The following is a 16,023-nucleotide window of genomic DNA, read 5'->3' on the forward strand; positions in this document are numbered from 1 at the left end:
GACCGCGCTGCGGCGGTCGGTGGCCTACTGGGTCCTGACGGGCGACCGGGTCCCTTGTTCCCGGGCCCACAGGGGCTCGCGTGCCCGGCCGGAGCCTTGCGCGGGACAAGGGAACGACCACGGGTTCCGCCGGACGGCCCTCAGCCGGTCCCGGCCCGGGCGAGCAGCGCCACCGGCCGTTCGGCGAACAGCTCGGCGACCGCGACCGAGGGCCCGGTGAACTTCCGGCCCGGCGTCAGCAGATCGGTCCACGGCCCGTCGTCCGGGAGCACCAGCTCCGTGTCGTGCCAGCCGCCCGACTCGGCCAGCCGCAGCGACAGCCGGGTCACCGCCGTGACCACCCCTCCCGAGCGGCTGAACGCCAGACAGTGCGCGGCCGCCGGACCGCGCGCGCTCAGCGGGACGTACGTACCGGACTCCCCGAACACCCCGGGCCGCTCGCGCCGCAGCCGCAGCACCACCGACGTGAGTTCCGCCTTCTCCTCGCAGGGGCCGTCCTCGGGCGGTAGGCGGAAGGGCCGCCGGTTGTCCGGGTCGACGAGCGCCACGTACTCACGTTCCGTGCCCTGGTACAGGTCCGGCACTCCCGGCATCGTCAGGTGCACCAGCGCCGCGCCGAGCACATTGGCCCGCGCGTACGGGGCGAGCGTGGCCGTGAACCGGTCCAGCGTCTCGCGCACCCGACCGCCGTCCGCCGCCGGTCCGGCCGCGACGAAGTCCGTCACTGCCCGCTCGTACCCCGGATCGCGCTCGGTCCACGTGGTGGACAGCCCCGCCTCGCGCACCGCCTTCAGCAGTGCCGGTTCCAGCCGTCCCGCCGCCTCCCCGGCCGGCAGTCGCGCGCAGCCCGCGGCCGTCTGCCACGCCTGCCAGGCGAACTGCTCGTCGGGCGCGGTCGCGGGAGTCGTCCGCGCCAGCTCCACCACCAGCCAGGACCACTGCTCCGGGCACTCCGTCAGCACCGCGACGCGGGCCCGTACATCGGCGCTCCGCTTGGTGTCGTGCGTGGTCAGGACCGTGCCCGTGGCGGGCCGGTCCCGGGCCAGCCGGGCACAGAACGCGTGGAACTCGTCCGGCGTCACGGCCGGCCGCCCGGGGTCACCGCCCACCTCGTTCGCCGAGAGCAGCGGGACGTACCGGTAGAACGCCGTGTCCTCGACCGACTTGGCACGCAGCGCCGACGCGGTCTGCGCGAACCGGGCGCAGAACGCGGCCCGGTCGGGCCCCCCGCCCAGCCGTCCCAGCGCCAGGTCCCGCACCACGTCCACCGCCGACGCCTCCTCCGGCACGGCGAACGCAGCCTTCGCGTCGCGTACGACCACGTCCGGCAGCGTCTCCGGGGGCGTCCCGGGCTCCACGTCCGGGGGAGCCCCCGGGCCCACCGCGGAGGCCGGCCTCGGGCACGGACCGCCCGCCGTCACATACGCGCGGTAGACCGGCATACGCACCAGCAGCTCGCGAACGGCGGTGTGCAGGGCCCACGGCGCGTGGTCGCGCAGCACGGGGTCCTCGGCGCAGACGCGTGCGGCGAGCCTGGTGAGCAGGCCGGTCTCGGCGGCCAGCTCATGCGTCACGACCTCGTGCGCGGCGCGCCGGACGGTCGCCTTCCACGACCCGCCGCGGTCCATGGCCGGTCCCGCGTGTTCCCGGTAACGTCCGATCAGTTCCGCGGCCCCCATCGGGTCGACGAAGAGGCCGTCGATCCGATGCAGCGCGTCGTACCCGGTCGTACCCGCGACGGGCCAGTCGGCGGGGAGCGGCTCGTCACCGGTGAGGATCTTCTCCACGACCGTCCACCGCCCGTCGGCCGCGGCCGCGAGTCGCTCCAGATACGCCCCGGGATCGGCGAGCCCGTCCGGGTGGTCGACGCGCAGCCCGTCGATCACCCCGTCCCGGACCAGTTCGAGAATCTTGCCGTGGGTGGCGTCGAAGATCTCCGGGTCCTCGACGCGTACCCCGATGAGACCGGAGACGGTGAAGAACCGGCGGTAGTTCAGTTCGGTACGGGCCAGCCGCCACCAGCAGAGCCGGTAGTGCTGGGCGTCCAGCAGTTCCGGCAGCGGCAGGTGCGCGGTGCCGGCCCGGAGCGGGAACTCCTGCTCGCCGTGGCGGAGCACCTCCCCCTCGACCCGCAACGCGTCCAGCTCGTCGCCGATCCGCTCGCCGAGCACCGGCAGCAGCACCCTGCCGCCGCCCGCCTCCCAGTCGATGTCGAACCAGCGCGCGTACGGTGACGCGGCGCCCTCGCGCAGCACCTCCCACAGCGGGCGGTTGAGGCGCGGCACGGCCGCCATGTGGTTCGGCACGATGTCCACGACCAGCCCGAGGCCGTGTTCCCGGGCCGTACGGGCCAGCCGCCGCAGCCCCTCCTCGCCGCCGAGCTCGGCGCGCACCCGCCCGTGGTCGACCACGTCGTAGCCGTGCCGGGAGCCCGGCACGGCCTCCAGGACCGGGGAGAGATGCAGATGCGAGACCCCGAGTGCGGCGAGGTAGGGCACGGCGTCCTCGGCGGCCGGGAACGGGAAGTCGGGCTGGAGCTGGAGCCGGTAGGTGGCGGTGGGCGTCATGCGCCGTTACGTACCCGGCCCGCGCGCCCCTGTGTCACGGAACGCCGCAAAGGGCCCGACCGGCGGTGTCGCGGCCCGCCCCGCGATGCGCCGGGGCGTGCACGCCTGGAACCCGCGCCCGATGCCCGCGCCGGGCGTGCATGCCGCGTGCGGACACCGCTCACGCCCGGCGCCGCGCGTACGCCGGACACCGTTCACGCCCCGCGCGTACGCCGGACACCCTCGCGCCCCACGTCCCCGCGTCCCGCCGCGCACCTACGCGCGGGCATGCGAGACGTCCGCACCGGGCAGCCGCGCGCCCGCCGGGGATTGCGGGACAGCCCTTAGGCCGGGCGCTGGAGCACCGCCATGCTCCGCCCGACCAGCGTCACCCGTTCGCCTGCCGACACCTTCGGCCCGCAGCCCGGCAGGACCCCGGCCGGGCGCGCCGTGTCGACGACCACCATCCACTGCCGCCCGTGATGCACCGGCACACGGAACTCGAGGGTCTCGGCGCTCGCGTTGAACATCAGCAGGAAGGAGTCGTCGGAGATCCGCTCGCCGCGCGGCCCCGGCTCCGAGATCGCGTGGCCGTTGAGGAAGACCGTCAGCGCCTTGGCGTGCGCCGCCTGCCAGTCCCGCTGCGTCATCTCCCGGCCCCCGGGCGTGAACCACGCGATGTCCGACAGCTCGTCGTGCGTGCCCTCGACCGGACGGCCGTGGAAGAACCGGCGGCGGCGGAAGACCGGATGGTCGCGGCGGAGCCAGACCATCGCCCGGGTGAACTCCAGCAGGCTGCTGCCCAGACCGTCCGCCTCGCCCGCACCGTCCTCCCCCGCACCGTCCTCCCCCTCGCCGTCCTCCGCCCCGGACTCGCCGTCCATGACGCCGCCCTGCGGTCCGCTCCGCGCGGCGTCGGCCGGGTCCGGCCAGTGCACCCACGACAACTCGTTGTCCTGGCAGTACGCGTTGTTGTTGCCGCGCTGGGTGCGCCCGAACTCGTCGCCGTGGCTCAGCATCGGCACGCCCTGGGACACCATCAGCGTGGCGACGAAGTTCCGCATCTGCCGCATCCGGAGCTCCAGGACCTCCGGGTCCTCCGCCTCGCCCTCCACCCCGCAGTTCCAGGACCGGTTGTAGCTCTCGCCGTCCCGGTTGCCCTCGCCGTTGGCCTCGTTGTGCTTGTCGTTGTACGCGACCAGGTCGTGCAGCGTGAACCCGTCGTGGCAGGTGGCGAAGTTGATCGAGGCGAGCGGGCGCCTCCCGTCGTCCTGGTACAGATCGGACGAGCCCGTCAGCCGCCCGGCGAACTCGGCGAGCGTCCGCGGCTCGCCCCGCCACAGGTCCCGCACGGTGTCCCGGTACTTGCCGTTCCACTCGGTCCACAGCGGCGGGAAGTTGCCGACCTGGTAGCCGCCCTCGCCCACGTCCCACGGCTCGGCGATCAGCTTCACCTGGCTGACCACCGGATCCTGCTGCACCAGGTCGAAGAACGACGACAGCCGGTCCACCTCGTGGAACTGCCGGGCCAGCGTGGCCGCCAGATCGAACCGGAAGCCGTCGACGTGCATCTCCGTGACCCAGTACCGCAGCGAGTCCATGATCAGCTGGAGCACGTGCGGCGACCGCATCAGCAGGGAGTTCCCCGTCCCCGTGGTGTCCATGTAGTACCGCTGGTCGTCCGCGAGCCGGTAGTACGAGGCGTTGTCCAGGCCCCGGAAGGAGAGCGTCGGCCCCAGGTGGTTGCCCTCGGCGGTGTGGTTGTAGACCACGTCGAGGATCACCTCGATGCCCGCCTGGTGCAGCGCCCGCACCGCCTGCTTGAACTCCAGCACCTGCTCGCCGCGGTCGCCCCAGGACGCGTAGTCGTTGTGCGGGGCGAAGAACCCGATCGTGTTGTAGCCCCAGTAGTTGGCCAGCCCCGCGTCCACCAAGCGGTGGTCCTGGACGAACTGGTGAATGGGCATCAGTTCGATCGCGGTGACGCCGAGTTCGGTCAGATGGGCGATCACCTCCGGATGCGCCAGTCCCGCGTACGTCCCGCGCAGCTCCTTCGGGAGCCCCGGATGGAGCATCGTCAGGCCCTTCACATGGGCCTCGTAGATCACCGTGCGGTGGTAGTCGGTACGCGGCCGCCGGTCGTCGCCCCAGTCGAAGTACGGGTTCACCACGACCGAGGTCATGGTGTGCGGCGCCGAGTCGAGGTCGTTGCGCGCGTCGGGCCGGCCGAACGGATAGCCGTACACCGCCTCGCCCCACCGGACCTGCCCGGCCACGGCCCTGGCGTACGGATCGAGCAGCAGCTTCGCGGAATTGCAGCGGACCCCGCGCTCGGGCTCGTACGGCCCGTGCACCCTGAAGCCGTACCGCTGTCCGGGCATCACCCCGGGCAGATAGGCGTGGCGGACGAAGGCGTCGGTCTCCCTGAGCTCCACCGCCGTCTCGGAACCGTCGTCGTGCAACAGGCACAACTCGATTCGGTGGGCGGCCTCCGAGAAGACCGCGAAGTTGGTCCCGGCGCCGTCGTACGTGGCTCCGAGGGGATACGCCTGTCCCGGCCAGACCTGCATAGCTTCGACTCTTCCACTTCTGATCCGGGTGCCTGGTGGTTATGGGTCGTTCGAGCACGGTCTCTCATGAATATTCCGTATCTTCCCGATCTTCTCGAATCTTCCCCGAAACGGGTGCGGCTTCCTAGGACGTCGCACGGGCCGGTCAACATCGGTCCGCTCCGTGTCGCCCCCGGGGCCGGAATCCCGGGCCCCGAAATCTCTCCGGCCCCGGAACGAAGCCTCGGGCAGGGGTCCAATCGCTATGAATCCGCTCACTACGGCGGATCTCGCCTGGGGGAACGCGCTTTCCCCGTTGGGGAGTTGATGAAAGCAGCCTGTGCATCCGGCTGCACCGGATCGCGCTCGCGGAGTACCCTTCCTTGATCGTTGGTGGGGGAGTGGAAGGCGGTGCACGGGTGAGCTCGGAAGGCTTCGAGCTGCCCCCGGGTGACACAGGTCACGAGGGGGAATCCGCCGATGCCCCACCAGGGGCGGTCTCGCTTGCCCGGCCCGTGGAGATCGGCGCGGAACTGGACTGGGGAGCGGACGCCTGGAGTGAGGTGCGCACCCGCGCCCAGCGGGCCGGACGCGCCTACATCTGGCTGAACCTCGTGGAGCAGCGGCTGCGGGCCGTGGTCGCGGCGGTGCTGCGGCCCATCTACGAGCCGGTCCACGGCGAGGAGTGGGTGGTGGCCGCCGCCGGGCCCGCCGGGCAGGAGTGGGTGCAGCGTGCCGTCGCCGTGCGCGAGGTCTCCCGGCGCAAGGGCTATCTGCTCGACCCGGCCGACGACAACGTGCTCAGCTTTCTCACCCTGCCCCAGCTGCGGGAGCTGCTGGTCCAGCACTGGCCGTGCTTCGAGCCCTACTTCGACGACCGCCGCGAGGTCGAACTGGCGCTCGACGAGCTGGAGGTCGCGCGCAACGTGGTCTCCCGCAACCGCGCGCTGAACGAGGCGGTCCTCGCCCAGGCCGAGCGCGCCTCCGCCCGGCTCCTGGAGATCCTGGGCGGCGGCGCCTCGGTCCCGTCGGCCGACCGGCTCCCGGTCGACGCCGTCGAGGAACTGGTCGGCGACCGGTACGCGGACGTGGTGTCGGTCCATCCCGACCGGGTGCGGCTCCAGCGCCAGCTCCCCGCCGAGGACCTGTTCGGCGGCTCACGGCGCCTCGACGCGATCGGCATCGGACTCAACCTGCTGGTGCAGAACTTCTCCGGCCGCAGGCTGATCCGGCTGGCCGAGTCCGGCTGCCGGGTCAGGCTGCTGTTCATCAACCCGGCGAGCAGCGCGGTCAAGCGGCGCGAGCGGGAACTGGGCCTCAAGAAGGGCGAACTGAGCCGGTCCGTGGAGATGAACATCCTCCACATGCGCCGCGTCCGTTCCAAGCTCCGCGACCCCGGGGCGTTCGAGATCCACGTCTTCGACGAGACACCGCGCTTCACGGCCTACCTCGTGGACGGCGACGGGACGGACGCGGTCGGGGTGGTGCAGCCGTATCTGCGGCGCGCACGCGGCATGGAGTCGCCCGTGCTGGTGCTGCGGGGCGGCGGGCGCGCGGTGGTGCGGGCCGGGCAGGACAGCGAGCACGGCTTGTTCGAGACGTACCGCGAGGAGTTCGAGTCCGTGTGGACGGACTCCCGGCCCGTCTCCTGAGGGGCCGTGGGCCCGTTGTCAGTGGTGCGTGCGAGGGTGGTCACCACATGGGGGAGGAACACGAAGGAGGTACCCGATGAGCTGGCACCGGGAGGCGCTGGTCGGCTTCGACCTGGAGACGACGGGCACGGACCCGCTGGAGGCCCGGATCGTGACGGCCGCGGTCGTGGGCGTCGAGACGGGGGACGGGGAGCCGGTGCGGCAGCGCACCTGGCTGGCGGATCCGGGCATCCGGATCCCCGCGCAGGCGTCGGCGATCCACGGCATCAGCAGCGAGCGGGCGGCGGCGGAGGGGCGGCCGGTGCGCGAGGTGGCCGACGAGATCGCCGACACGCTCACCGGCCACTGGCGCCGGGGCGTCCCCGTCGTCGCGTACAACGCGGCCTTCGACCTGACGCTGCTGACGGCCGAGCTGCACCGGCACGGGCTGCCGTCCCTGAGCGACCGGCTCGACGGCGCCGGGATCGGACCGGTCGTCGACCCGTACACCATCGACCGGGCCGTCGACCGCTACCGGAAGGGGAAGCGGACCCTCGAAGCGGTCTGCGTCGAGTACGGGGTGGTGCACGGCGGCGCCCATGACGCGGCGGCGGACGCGCTTGCCGCGGTCCGGGTGGCGTACGCGATAGCCGAGCGGCACGGCTCGGTGGCCGGGCTCACCGCCGCCGAACTGCACGAGCGCCAGGTGGAGTGGTACGCGCGATGGGCGGCCGACTTCCAGGAGTTCCTGCGCCGCAAGGGCACCGCGGACGCCGTGGTGGACGGCCACTGGCCGCTGCGGGAGCCCGCCCGGGTGACCGGCTGAGGGCGGGAGTGCCCCGGCCCGCCGGGGCTCACCGGCCGGCCTCCGCTCCGCCGGGATCGCACGACGGCCGCAGGCCCCGCCGGGAAGCCCGGGACGGTGTCTCAGAACGGATACCACCGCACGGTCGTGTCCCCGTCGCGCAGCGACGCCACCCTGCGGCGGAACTCCACGAGCGCCTTGGGGTTGGTCGGCGCGTGCTGAGACACCCACGCGCAGCTCGCCGTCTCCCGGGCGCCGCGCAGTACCGCGCAGCCGTCCCACTCGCGGACGTCCCAGCCGTACGCGGCGGTGAAGGCGTCGTACGCCTCGGCGGGCAGACCGTACCGGTCCCGCGACAGCGCGAGCACCACCAGGTCGTGCTCCCGCAGGTCCGCCGAGAAGGTCTCCAGATCGACCAGCACCGGCCCGTCCGGGCCGATGTGCACGTTGCGGGGGAGGGCGTCACCATGGATCGGACCGGGGGCCAGACGCGGGATCAGCGTCGCCGCGGCCGCGGCGAAGCCGTCACGGCGCTCCCGCAGATAGTCGGCGTCGGACGGATCGATCGCGTCGCCCGCGAGCCGTAGCCAGCGCTCGACGCCGCCCAGCAGCTCCCGGGGCGGAAGCGTGAACCCGTCCGGGGCGGGCAGGGTGTGGACCAGCCTGAGCAGCCCCGCCAGATCGCGTGGCTCGGCGGGGCGCACGGCCATCGGCAGCCGGTGCCAGAACGTCAGCGGATGACCCTCCACCAGCCGTACCCCGGGCTCCGCCGCCCGTACGGCGGGGACGCCGGAGGCGGCCAGCCACCGCGCCACCGCCACTTCGCGCTCGGCCCGGTCCCGCAGCTCCGGGCTGCGCACCGCGTCCCGGCCGACCTTGACCACCAGATCGTCCACGGCGAACACCGCGTTCTCGCCCAGCGCGAGCAGCTCCGCGCCGCCGGACAGTCCGGCAGCGACCAATACCTCACGCGCACGCATTTCGTTCATGGATCCGATTTTCGCACTTTTGTCGGCCGGGTTTGGTAAACCGACGGCCCCTCAGCGCGATGACGAGGATCACCTGAGCGTTCAGGGCGGTAAGAACCCGATCAAATGACGTAAAGGGGCCCATTCTTGACATCAGTCAGCGCGGGCGTGCGAACCGGGTGAAAGGGCCGTATCGGTGGCTTCCAGGGCCTGAACGCCAGGCTCCTGGAGGCATCCGGCGTCCGCGTGCCGACCCCTGCCCGTCCCTGGAGCTGGGGCGAGTTCCGCCGCGCGGCCAGGAAAATGACAGGCGAGGGCAGGTGCGGGGTCGCCCGGCCGCTCAAGGGACCGGTCTCCCTCACCCTCAACCTCGGGCTCTCCGCGGGCGGCAGGCTCTTCCGCCGCGGTCCCGACGGCAGGGTGGCCCTTTGGGCCGAGCCCGGCGACCGGGGCGTCCCCGGATTCGTCCACGACCAGACCGCCGTCGACTGCGGTGCCGACCCCACCGCGCTCGGCATGAGCGGTTCCGGCACCCTCCCCAGCTTCTTCGGCGCACCGTCGGGCCCCGGGTGCCGGGACGGCGTCGACGGCCGGGGGCGTAAACAAGCCGAGTCCTCGTCGGTGCGCGCGGCCCGGCGCGCTCCGCCTTCCCTCGTGCGAAGCGTACGGGCCCTCCTGGCGGGGGCGTCGGGGCCGTGCGAATGGTCCATCTTGCGGCGCCCGCGCCCGACTTGGGCCCGCCTGGCCGAATTTTTATTACAAAACTTTGTTGCGTAAGTCACAGCCGTAAGAAGGTCTTGATCTGAGCGCGTCAATCGGCAAGGGTTTCGAGCCAACCCCCGGAGATCTTCCAGCCGGGGGTCAATCCCCCCACAAAGAATGACGAGGAGACCCCTCTTCATGGCTATTCACAAGCGCGCACGCCGGATCAAGCTCACCGCCGCGATAACCGCTGTGGCGGCGGCCGCCGGAGTCACCCTGCTGAACACGCCCGTGGCCGGAGCCGCGTCCGCTCCCGCGATGGGTGTCGTCTACGGCGCCGGCGCGGCGGATGCCGTCCAGGGCAGCTACATCGTGATGCTGGACCACAAGGCCGACAAGTCGAAGCTGGCCAAGAAGTACGGCGGCAAGCTCGACCGGAACTTCAAGTCCGCCGTCAACGGCTTCTCCGCCAGCGGCCTCTCGCTCACCGAGGCCAAGCGACTCGCGGCCGACCCGGCCGTCTCCAAGGTGGTCCAGAACAAGAAGTTCCACATCGACGCCACGCAGGAGAACCCGCCGTCCTGGGGGCTGGACCGGATCGACCAGACCGAGACGGCCGGTGACGACGCGTACACCTACCCGGACAGCGCGGGCGAGGGCGTCACCGCCTACGTCATCGACACCGGTGTCCGCACCACGCACGACGAGTTCGAGGGCCGGGCCACCTCCGGATACGACGCGGTGGACGACGACGACAGCGCGGACGACGGCAACGGCCACGGCACGCACGTGGCCGGGACCATCGCCGGTGCCACCTACGGTGTCGCCAAGAAGGCGAAGATCGTGGCCGTCCGGGTCCTCGACGACTCCGGCTCCGGCACCACCGAGCAGGTCGTCGCGGGCATCGACTGGGTCACCGCCAACCACAAGGGCCCCTCCGTCGCCAACATGAGCCTCGGCGGCGGCGCGGACGAGGCGCTCGACGCCGCGGTACAGAAGGCCATCGCCTCCGGGGTCACGTTCGCCGTGGCCGCGGGGAACGAGTCCTCCGACGCGAGCCAGACCTCGCCGGCGCGCGTCCCCGAGGCGATCACCGTCGCCTCGTCCACGGTGGACGACGAGCAGTCGTCCTTCTCCAACTACGGCTCGATCGTGGACATCTACGCACCCGGCTCGGACATCACCTCGTCCTGGAACGACAGCGACGACGGCTCCAACACCATCTCCGGCACCTCCATGGCGACCCCGCACGTCGTCGGTGCCGCCGCCGTCTACCTCGCCGGACACCCGGACGCCACCCCGGACGAGGTCGCCACGGCGCTGACCGAGGGCGCCACCCCCGACGCGATCTCCAACCCGACCGAGGGCACGCCCAACAAGCTGCTCAAGATCGTCGAGTAGTCGCCCCCCGGGCGTGACCGGTGTCCGGACACCGGTCACGCCCGGGGCCCACGGCCGCCGTGCCCTCCCCCACGGGGCGCGGCGGCCGCTCCGTGCGGGCGTGTCGTCCTCAGGGCTGTCCCGTAATCCCTGGTGGATCGGCGTGCGGCGTCGGATGTGGTGCATCGCAAGGCGGAGGGGCGTCCGCATACCGGATGTATGCGGACGTTCCGACAATGCGGCGAGGTGCCGCAGCCGTCGTCGCGCGCCCGCGATGGATTACGGGACAGCCCTTAGGGTGTGCCCATGACGATGTACGCGGCGCTGTTGCGCGGGATCAATGTGAGCGGCCACAAGAGGGTGCCGATGGCCGAACTCCGCACGCTGCTCACCGAACTGGGCCACGGAGACGTCCGTACCCATCTGCAGAGCGGCAACGCCGTCTTCAGCAGCCCGTCGGACGACGAGGACCTGCTCGCCGCCGACCTGGAGCGGGCCATCGAGAAGCGGTTCGGGTTCGCCGTCCCCTGCCTGGTCCGCGACGGCGCGTACCTCGCGGCGGTCGCCGCGGCCTGCCCCTTCCCGGCCGCCGAGCTGGAGGGCAGGCAGTTGCACGTCACCTACTTCGGGCAGCCCGTGGACGCGGCGCGCTTCGAACGGATCGAGGCGGCGGACCACCTCCCCGAGGAGTTCCGGCTCGGGGACCGCGCGCTGTACCTCTACGCACCCGACGGGTTGGGCCGGTCCAGGCTCGCCGACGCGCTGTCCCGCCCCTCCCTCGCCCCGGGTATCACCGCCACCTCCCGCAACTGGAACACCGTGCTCAAGCTGGTGGAGTTGACGGCGGCCGGGGAGACCACGCACCACGGAGCCGGCGCATGACCGGGACGCCACCCGGCGTGGCCGCGGCGGTGGAGGGCGAACTGCGCCTTCTCGACCCGGCGGTACGCGCCTGCGCCTACGACCTCGCCCAGGTGCTGCACCCGGACTACCGCGAGATCGATTCCACCGGCCGGATCTGGGACCGCGACGCGATGATCGCCTCGCTCACCGGTCAGGGCGCCCCGCGCCCCGGCCCCCTCACCGCGTCGCGGATGCGCGGCGTTCAGCTGGACGGCGGACTGGTCCACCTCACCTACGACACCGAACGCAAGGGGCGCCTCGCCCACCGCAGTTCGCTGTGGCTGTTCACCGGGACGGGCTGGGCGCTCTACTTCCACCAGGCCACACCGTTCGCCGCGACGGCCACGGACATCGTTCCCCACGCCGACGACTGAGCCCGCGCGGCGGCGCGTCACGGGCCGCGAGCCGTGGCGTACGGACCCTGCGCGGGCGACCGCCGCGCTCGTCGGCGGGTGGTCACGGTCGTCGGTGGACGGCCGCGGACAGACGGGGACGGTCGCGCGGTCAGGGGCGGACCCGCTCGTTCAGCGGCGTGCGGCCCGGTGGGCCCGCGCCGTCCACCGGCCGTCCGTACGGGAGATCCGCACCGGATGTCCGAAGGTCGCTGACCAGGCCGGTGGTCAGCACCTCGTCCGCGTCGCCCGACGCCACATGGCGTCCGCCGCGCAGCAGAATCGCGTGCGTGGTGGACGCCGGCAACTCCTCCAGATGGTGCGTGACCAGGACGGTGGCCGGCTCCGGATGCTCCTCGCGCAGCGCGTCCAGACTGTCCAGCAACTGCTCGCGGGCCGCGAGATCCAGGCCCGTGGCCGGCTCGTCGAGCAGCAGCAGGCGCGGCTCGGGCATCAGCGCGCGGGCGATGAGCGTACGGCCCCGCTCGCCCTGCGAGAGCGCGGGCCAGCGCGACTCCGTCTTCCCGCCCATGCCGAGGGTCTCCAGCAGGGTCTGGCGGCCCGGTTTCGCTGCGCCCGGGTCGGGGACCAGCGAGGCACCGGCTCGATCGAGTTGGTCAGACCGGTCAGCACCACCTCGCGCACCGACAGCGGGGAACGCAGCGGATGCCGTGCGGTGAGGCCCGAGCCTCGGGCGGCCGTCGTCCGCCGGGGAATGGGCGGCCGGGGGTGGGTAACCACTCAGCGAGAGAGCGGGAGGCGCTGTGCAGTGTCCCAGATGCGGCAAGCAGATGAGCCGTAACGTCGGTGGCTGGTGGACCTGTTGGAGCTGCGGCAACACCCAGCCCGGATACGGGGCGCCCTCGGTGTCCCGGCCGGCCGCGCCGGTCACGGGCGCGGGCGTGTCGATGTGCCGCGTGCTCATATGAGACCGGCTACGGTACCCGCTGCGGGACCGGTTCCGGTACCCGCAGCGGGGCCGGCGAGATCCCTGCCGCCTGCATCGATCTCCCGCTTCCCGCCGTCCGGAGCCGTCCAAGTGCCCTATGGTGGTGCGGTGTCGACAGGAAACACCGTGGTCGCGCGCAACATGCGCTTCCTCAGAGAGCAGCGTGGGTTGTCGCTGGCCGAACTCGCCCGCCAGGCCGGGCTGGCCAAGCAGACGCTCTCCAAGGTCGAGCTGGGCACCGGAAATCCCACGGTGGAGACGCTGTTCGCGGTCGCGGCCGCCCTCGGCGTGCCGGTGACGCGACTGGTGGCCGAACGCGAGCAGGTCATGACCGTGCGTCGGGGCCGGGACGCGTCCTGGCAGGAGCGCTCCGGCTACGAGGTCCGTAGCCTCGACCATGTCTACGGCTCGGGCGTCATCGAGAACTACGTGCTGCGGATCCGGGGCGAGGGGCACTCGCAGCCCCACCCGGTGGGCACGCTCGAACATCTCTACGTCATCAGCGGCCGGGTCAGGGTGGGCCCGGAGGACAGTCCGGTGGAGCTGTCCGCCGGTGACTTCGTACGTTTCCCCGGCGATCGCCCCCATCTGTACGCGTCCCTCGACGAGGAGAGCGTGGTGCACATCGTGGTGAGCGTGCCGCGGGTCCAGCCGGGCACCGGCGGGGTGCACGGCGGTGTGCGCCGCGAAAACGGTGTGGCCACCGAGGACTGACACCCGACGGGCGAGCGACGCTGTCGGCGTTCAGGCGTTCAGGCGTTCAGGCGTTCAGGCGTTCAGGCGTTCAGGCGCCCCGGCGGCACGTCGTTGCGCGACGGTGCGCGACGGTGCCGGGGGCCGGGCCGGGCGGGGCGGCGAGGCTCAGGCGGCCGCGGGCTCCGCCGACGCCGGGCGGCGACGGCCGCGCGGGCGGGCCGCGGCGCCCAGCTCCCTGGCCGCCTCGAAGGCGACCCGGCGCAGCTCCGGCGCGACCCGGGCGGGTTCGAAGCGGTGCAGTGCGCCGGAGACCGAGATCGCGGCGACCGGGCGGCCGGCCGCGCCCATGACCGGCACCGCCACGCACGTGACGCCCGGCAGGATCTCCTCGCGCTCGTACGCGATTCCCTCGCGCCGGACCCGGGCCAGTTCGGCCCGGAACTCCGCCGGATCGGTCACCGAGTGCTCCGTCGGCGCGGACAGCCCCTGGGCGATGGCCAGCTCCGCCGCGTCGTGGTCGAAGGCGAGCAGCGCCTTGCCGACCGCGGTGCAGGACGCGGGCAGCCGCGAACCGATCCGGGTGGGCGTACGGGCCCGGCGGTGGCCGTGCAGCTTGTTGACGTACATGACGTCCGTGCGGTGCAGCACCGCCAGGTGCACGGTCTCGTGGGTGAGGACGTACAGCTCGGTGAGGAAGGGGAGCAGCCGTTCCTGGAGCATCAGCGGCGTCGGCCCGTAGGCCCGGCGCCCGATGTCGAAGAGCTGGGGGCCGAGCCGGTAGCTGCTCCCGACGCGCTCGACCACGGCGTTGCGCTGGAGGATGCCCAGCAGCCGGAACGCGGTCGACTTGGTGAGCCGGGTGCGGCGGGCGAGTTCGCTGACGCCGACCTCGCGGTCCTCCTCGGCCAGCGACATCAGCAGGGTCAACGCCTTGTCCACGGCGGTCTGCTGATCCTGCGAGGGGCCGGTGCCGGACGCGCTCCCGGCATCGGTGGTCGAGATGGGGTCGAGCATGTCCGCCTCCGCAACATTCTACGGCGACCACTTCAATGGACGCATGTCCACTTTAGATGACCGTCTCGGCACCGTGAAGAGCAAAGGCTCCGCAAAATGGAGAAAGCGGTGCCTCGCATGTCACATCTGAGGGGCCGGGTGACCGGGCGGACACCCTCCGTGTCCGGACGGTGTGCGAGACGCCTCAGCCGCGGAACCGGGCCGGACGGGCGTAGCGCTCGCCGTCGTCCGGCCCGTGCCCGGGGGTGCGGACCAGGTCAGGGGCGGACGATCACCTTCCCCGTGACCTCACCGTCGATCATGGCGCGGAAGCCGTCGTGGATCGCGGTCAGCGGGATCTCCCGGTCGATCCGGGGCCGCACCCCGGCACTCTCCATGAACCGCAGCAGCGACACGAACTCCTGGCGCGTCCCGCCGGTGGAGCCCAGCACCCTCTGCTGGAGGTAGAAGACCCGGTTCAGGTCGGCCGGCGGGTTGGCCCCGCTGGTCGCGCCGGCCACCACCACCGTGCCGCCGGCCCGCAGCGAGCGCAGCGAGTGGGACCAGGTGGCCTCGCCGACCGTCTCCACGACCACGTCGACCTTCTCCGGAAGCCGTTCCCCGGTGGGCAGCGCCACATGGGCCCCCATCTCCAGGGCCGCGTCCCGCTTCGCCTCCGACCGGCTGGTCGCGTACACCCGGGCTCCGGCCGCCCGCGCCAGCGTGATGGCCGCCGAGGCCACACCGCCCCCCGCGCCCTGCACCAGCACTCGGTCGCCGGGACGTGTCCGTGCCTGGGTGAACAGCATCCGGTACGCGGTCAGCCAGGCCACCGGCAGACAGGCGGCCTCCGCGAAGGACAGCGCGGCCGGCTTGGGGATCAGATTCCGCCGCGGTACGCACAGGAACTCGGCGAACGCCCCGTCGTGCCGCTCCGACAGCAGCGCCCGGCCGGGGTCCAGGGTCTCGTCGCCGCCCCCGGCCTGCGGGTCGCCGATGACCGGATGGACGACGACCTCGTTCCCGTCCTCGTCGTACCCGGCCGCGTCACAGCCCAGCACCATGGGCAGCCGGTCCGCCGGGTGGCCTACCCCGCGCAGCGTCCAGATGTCGTGGTGGTTCAGCGCGGCCGCGACCACGCGGACCACCGCCCAGCCGGGCGGGGCCACCGGAGCGGCGACCTCGCGCAGCTCCAGCCCGCCGAGCGGATCGGCGGGGTCCTGGCGTACGGCGACGGCGGCGAGCATCGGTCCTCCTGGGGGCGGGGCGTCATCGGGATCGGCGCACGGGCGCCTGCCGGCGCACCGCGCGAACCCCCGACCCTTCCCGGACCGGGCGTCCGGCGGCCAGCGGCCGTGCCGGAAAGCGGCACGAACGTCCGGCGGGCCCGCCGGACCCGGCCCGAACCGGCGGACGCAGGACGCAGGACGCGGGCGCGGCCGGTGACCGGGCGCCGGGCGGCGTGACCCGGACGCGTTCCACAGGGCGGCACAACGCGTGGCAGCGCCG

At 72.6% G+C, this 16,023-nt stretch carries 11 protein-coding genes and 2 pseudogenes; 7 read left to right on the forward strand and 6 right to left on the reverse strand.

All coding sequences use genetic code 11. The annotated features are described in order from the left end of the window. Positions 1 to 140: 140 nt before the first annotated feature. Positions 141 to 2,567, reverse strand: a complete 2,427-nt coding sequence (treY, locus tag ACFYXM_RS28300) for a malto-oligosyltrehalose synthase (RefSeq protein WP_389293509.1) — start codon at positions 2,565 to 2,567, stop codon at positions 141 to 143. Between the two features lie 323 nt (positions 2,568 to 2,890). Further along, the gene (gene glgX / locus ACFYXM_RS28305; RefSeq protein WP_389293510.1) at positions 2,891 to 5,116 is read right to left on the reverse strand and encodes a glycogen debranching protein GlgX; all 2,226 of its coding nucleotides are present in this window, start codon (positions 5,114 to 5,116) and stop codon (positions 2,891 to 2,893) included. 398 nt (positions 5,117 to 5,514) lie between these two features. Between glgX and ACFYXM_RS28310 the strand changes: the two genes are divergently transcribed. After that, the gene (locus tag ACFYXM_RS28310; RefSeq protein WP_389293512.1) at positions 5,515 to 6,747 is read left to right on the forward strand and encodes an SAV2148 family HEPN domain-containing protein; all 1,233 of its coding nucleotides are present in this window, start codon (positions 5,515 to 5,517) and stop codon (positions 6,745 to 6,747) included. A gap of 76 nt (positions 6,748 to 6,823) precedes the next feature. Further along, positions 6,824 to 7,552: a 3'-5' exonuclease gene (locus ACFYXM_RS28315; RefSeq protein WP_389293513.1), complete on the forward strand. Its 729-nt coding sequence runs from the start codon at positions 6,824 to 6,826 to the stop codon at positions 7,550 to 7,552. 101 nt (positions 7,553 to 7,653) lie between these two features. On the opposite strand, the gene ACFYXM_RS28320 is transcribed toward ACFYXM_RS28315, so the two are convergent. Continuing rightward, positions 7,654 to 8,520 (reverse strand): phosphotransferase enzyme family protein, encoded by an 867-nt coding sequence (locus tag ACFYXM_RS28320; RefSeq protein WP_389293515.1) that lies wholly within the window; start codon positions 8,518 to 8,520, stop codon positions 7,654 to 7,656. A gap of 192 nt (positions 8,521 to 8,712) precedes the next feature. Here ACFYXM_RS28320 and ACFYXM_RS28325 point away from each other — a divergent pair. From ACFYXM_RS28325 to ACFYXM_RS28340, 4 genes and pseudogenes are all read left to right on the forward strand, one after another. Next, positions 8,713 to 9,051: pseudogene (locus ACFYXM_RS28325) on the forward strand (sugar ABC transporter substrate-binding protein); the annotation flags it as partial. A 348-nt stretch (positions 9,052 to 9,399) separates the two neighbouring features. Continuing rightward, entirely contained in the window at positions 9,400 to 10,602 is a 1,203-nt protein-coding gene (locus ACFYXM_RS28330) for a S8 family serine peptidase (RefSeq protein WP_389293516.1), read from the forward strand. Between the two features lie 285 nt (positions 10,603 to 10,887). Then, positions 10,888 to 11,463, forward strand: a complete 576-nt coding sequence (locus ACFYXM_RS28335; protein ID WP_389293518.1) for a DUF1697 domain-containing protein — start codon at positions 10,888 to 10,890, stop codon at positions 11,461 to 11,463. Continuing rightward, positions 11,460 to 11,858, forward strand: a complete 399-nt coding sequence (locus tag ACFYXM_RS28340) for a DUF4440 domain-containing protein (protein WP_389293519.1) — start codon at positions 11,460 to 11,462, stop codon at positions 11,856 to 11,858. Before ACFYXM_RS28335 ends, ACFYXM_RS28340 begins: the two co-directional genes overlap by 4 nt. A gap of 150 nt (positions 11,859 to 12,008) precedes the next feature. Here the strand turns inward: ACFYXM_RS28340 and ACFYXM_RS28345 are convergent. Further along, positions 12,009 to 12,548, reverse strand: a pseudogene (locus ACFYXM_RS28345) (ABC transporter ATP-binding protein); the annotation flags it as partial. A gap of 385 nt (positions 12,549 to 12,933) precedes the next feature. On the opposite strand from ACFYXM_RS28345, the gene ACFYXM_RS28350 reads away from it, so the two are divergent. Beyond that, complete coding sequence (locus ACFYXM_RS28350) at positions 12,934 to 13,539, forward strand: helix-turn-helix domain-containing protein (RefSeq protein ID WP_389293521.1); 606 nt, start codon at positions 12,934 to 12,936, stop codon at positions 13,537 to 13,539. A 147-nt stretch (positions 13,540 to 13,686) separates the two neighbouring features. On the opposite strand, the gene ACFYXM_RS28355 is transcribed toward ACFYXM_RS28350, so the two are convergent. Together ACFYXM_RS28355 and ACFYXM_RS28360 are read right to left on the reverse strand one after the other, a co-directional pair. Next, the gene (locus tag ACFYXM_RS28355; protein WP_389293523.1) at positions 13,687 to 14,535 is read right to left on the reverse strand and encodes an IclR family transcriptional regulator; all 849 of its coding nucleotides are present in this window, start codon (positions 14,533 to 14,535) and stop codon (positions 13,687 to 13,689) included. A 257-nt stretch (positions 14,536 to 14,792) separates the two neighbouring features. Next, positions 14,793 to 15,761: a zinc-binding dehydrogenase gene (locus ACFYXM_RS28360; RefSeq protein WP_388650990.1), complete on the reverse strand. Its 969-nt coding sequence runs from the start codon at positions 15,759 to 15,761 to the stop codon at positions 14,793 to 14,795. Positions 15,762 to 16,023 lie beyond the last annotated feature (262 nt).

The organism is Streptomyces sp. NPDC002476, from assembly GCF_042889785.1.
In the GTDB taxonomy this organism is placed as follows: Bacteria; Actinomycetota; Actinomycetes; order Streptomycetales; family Streptomycetaceae; genus Streptomyces.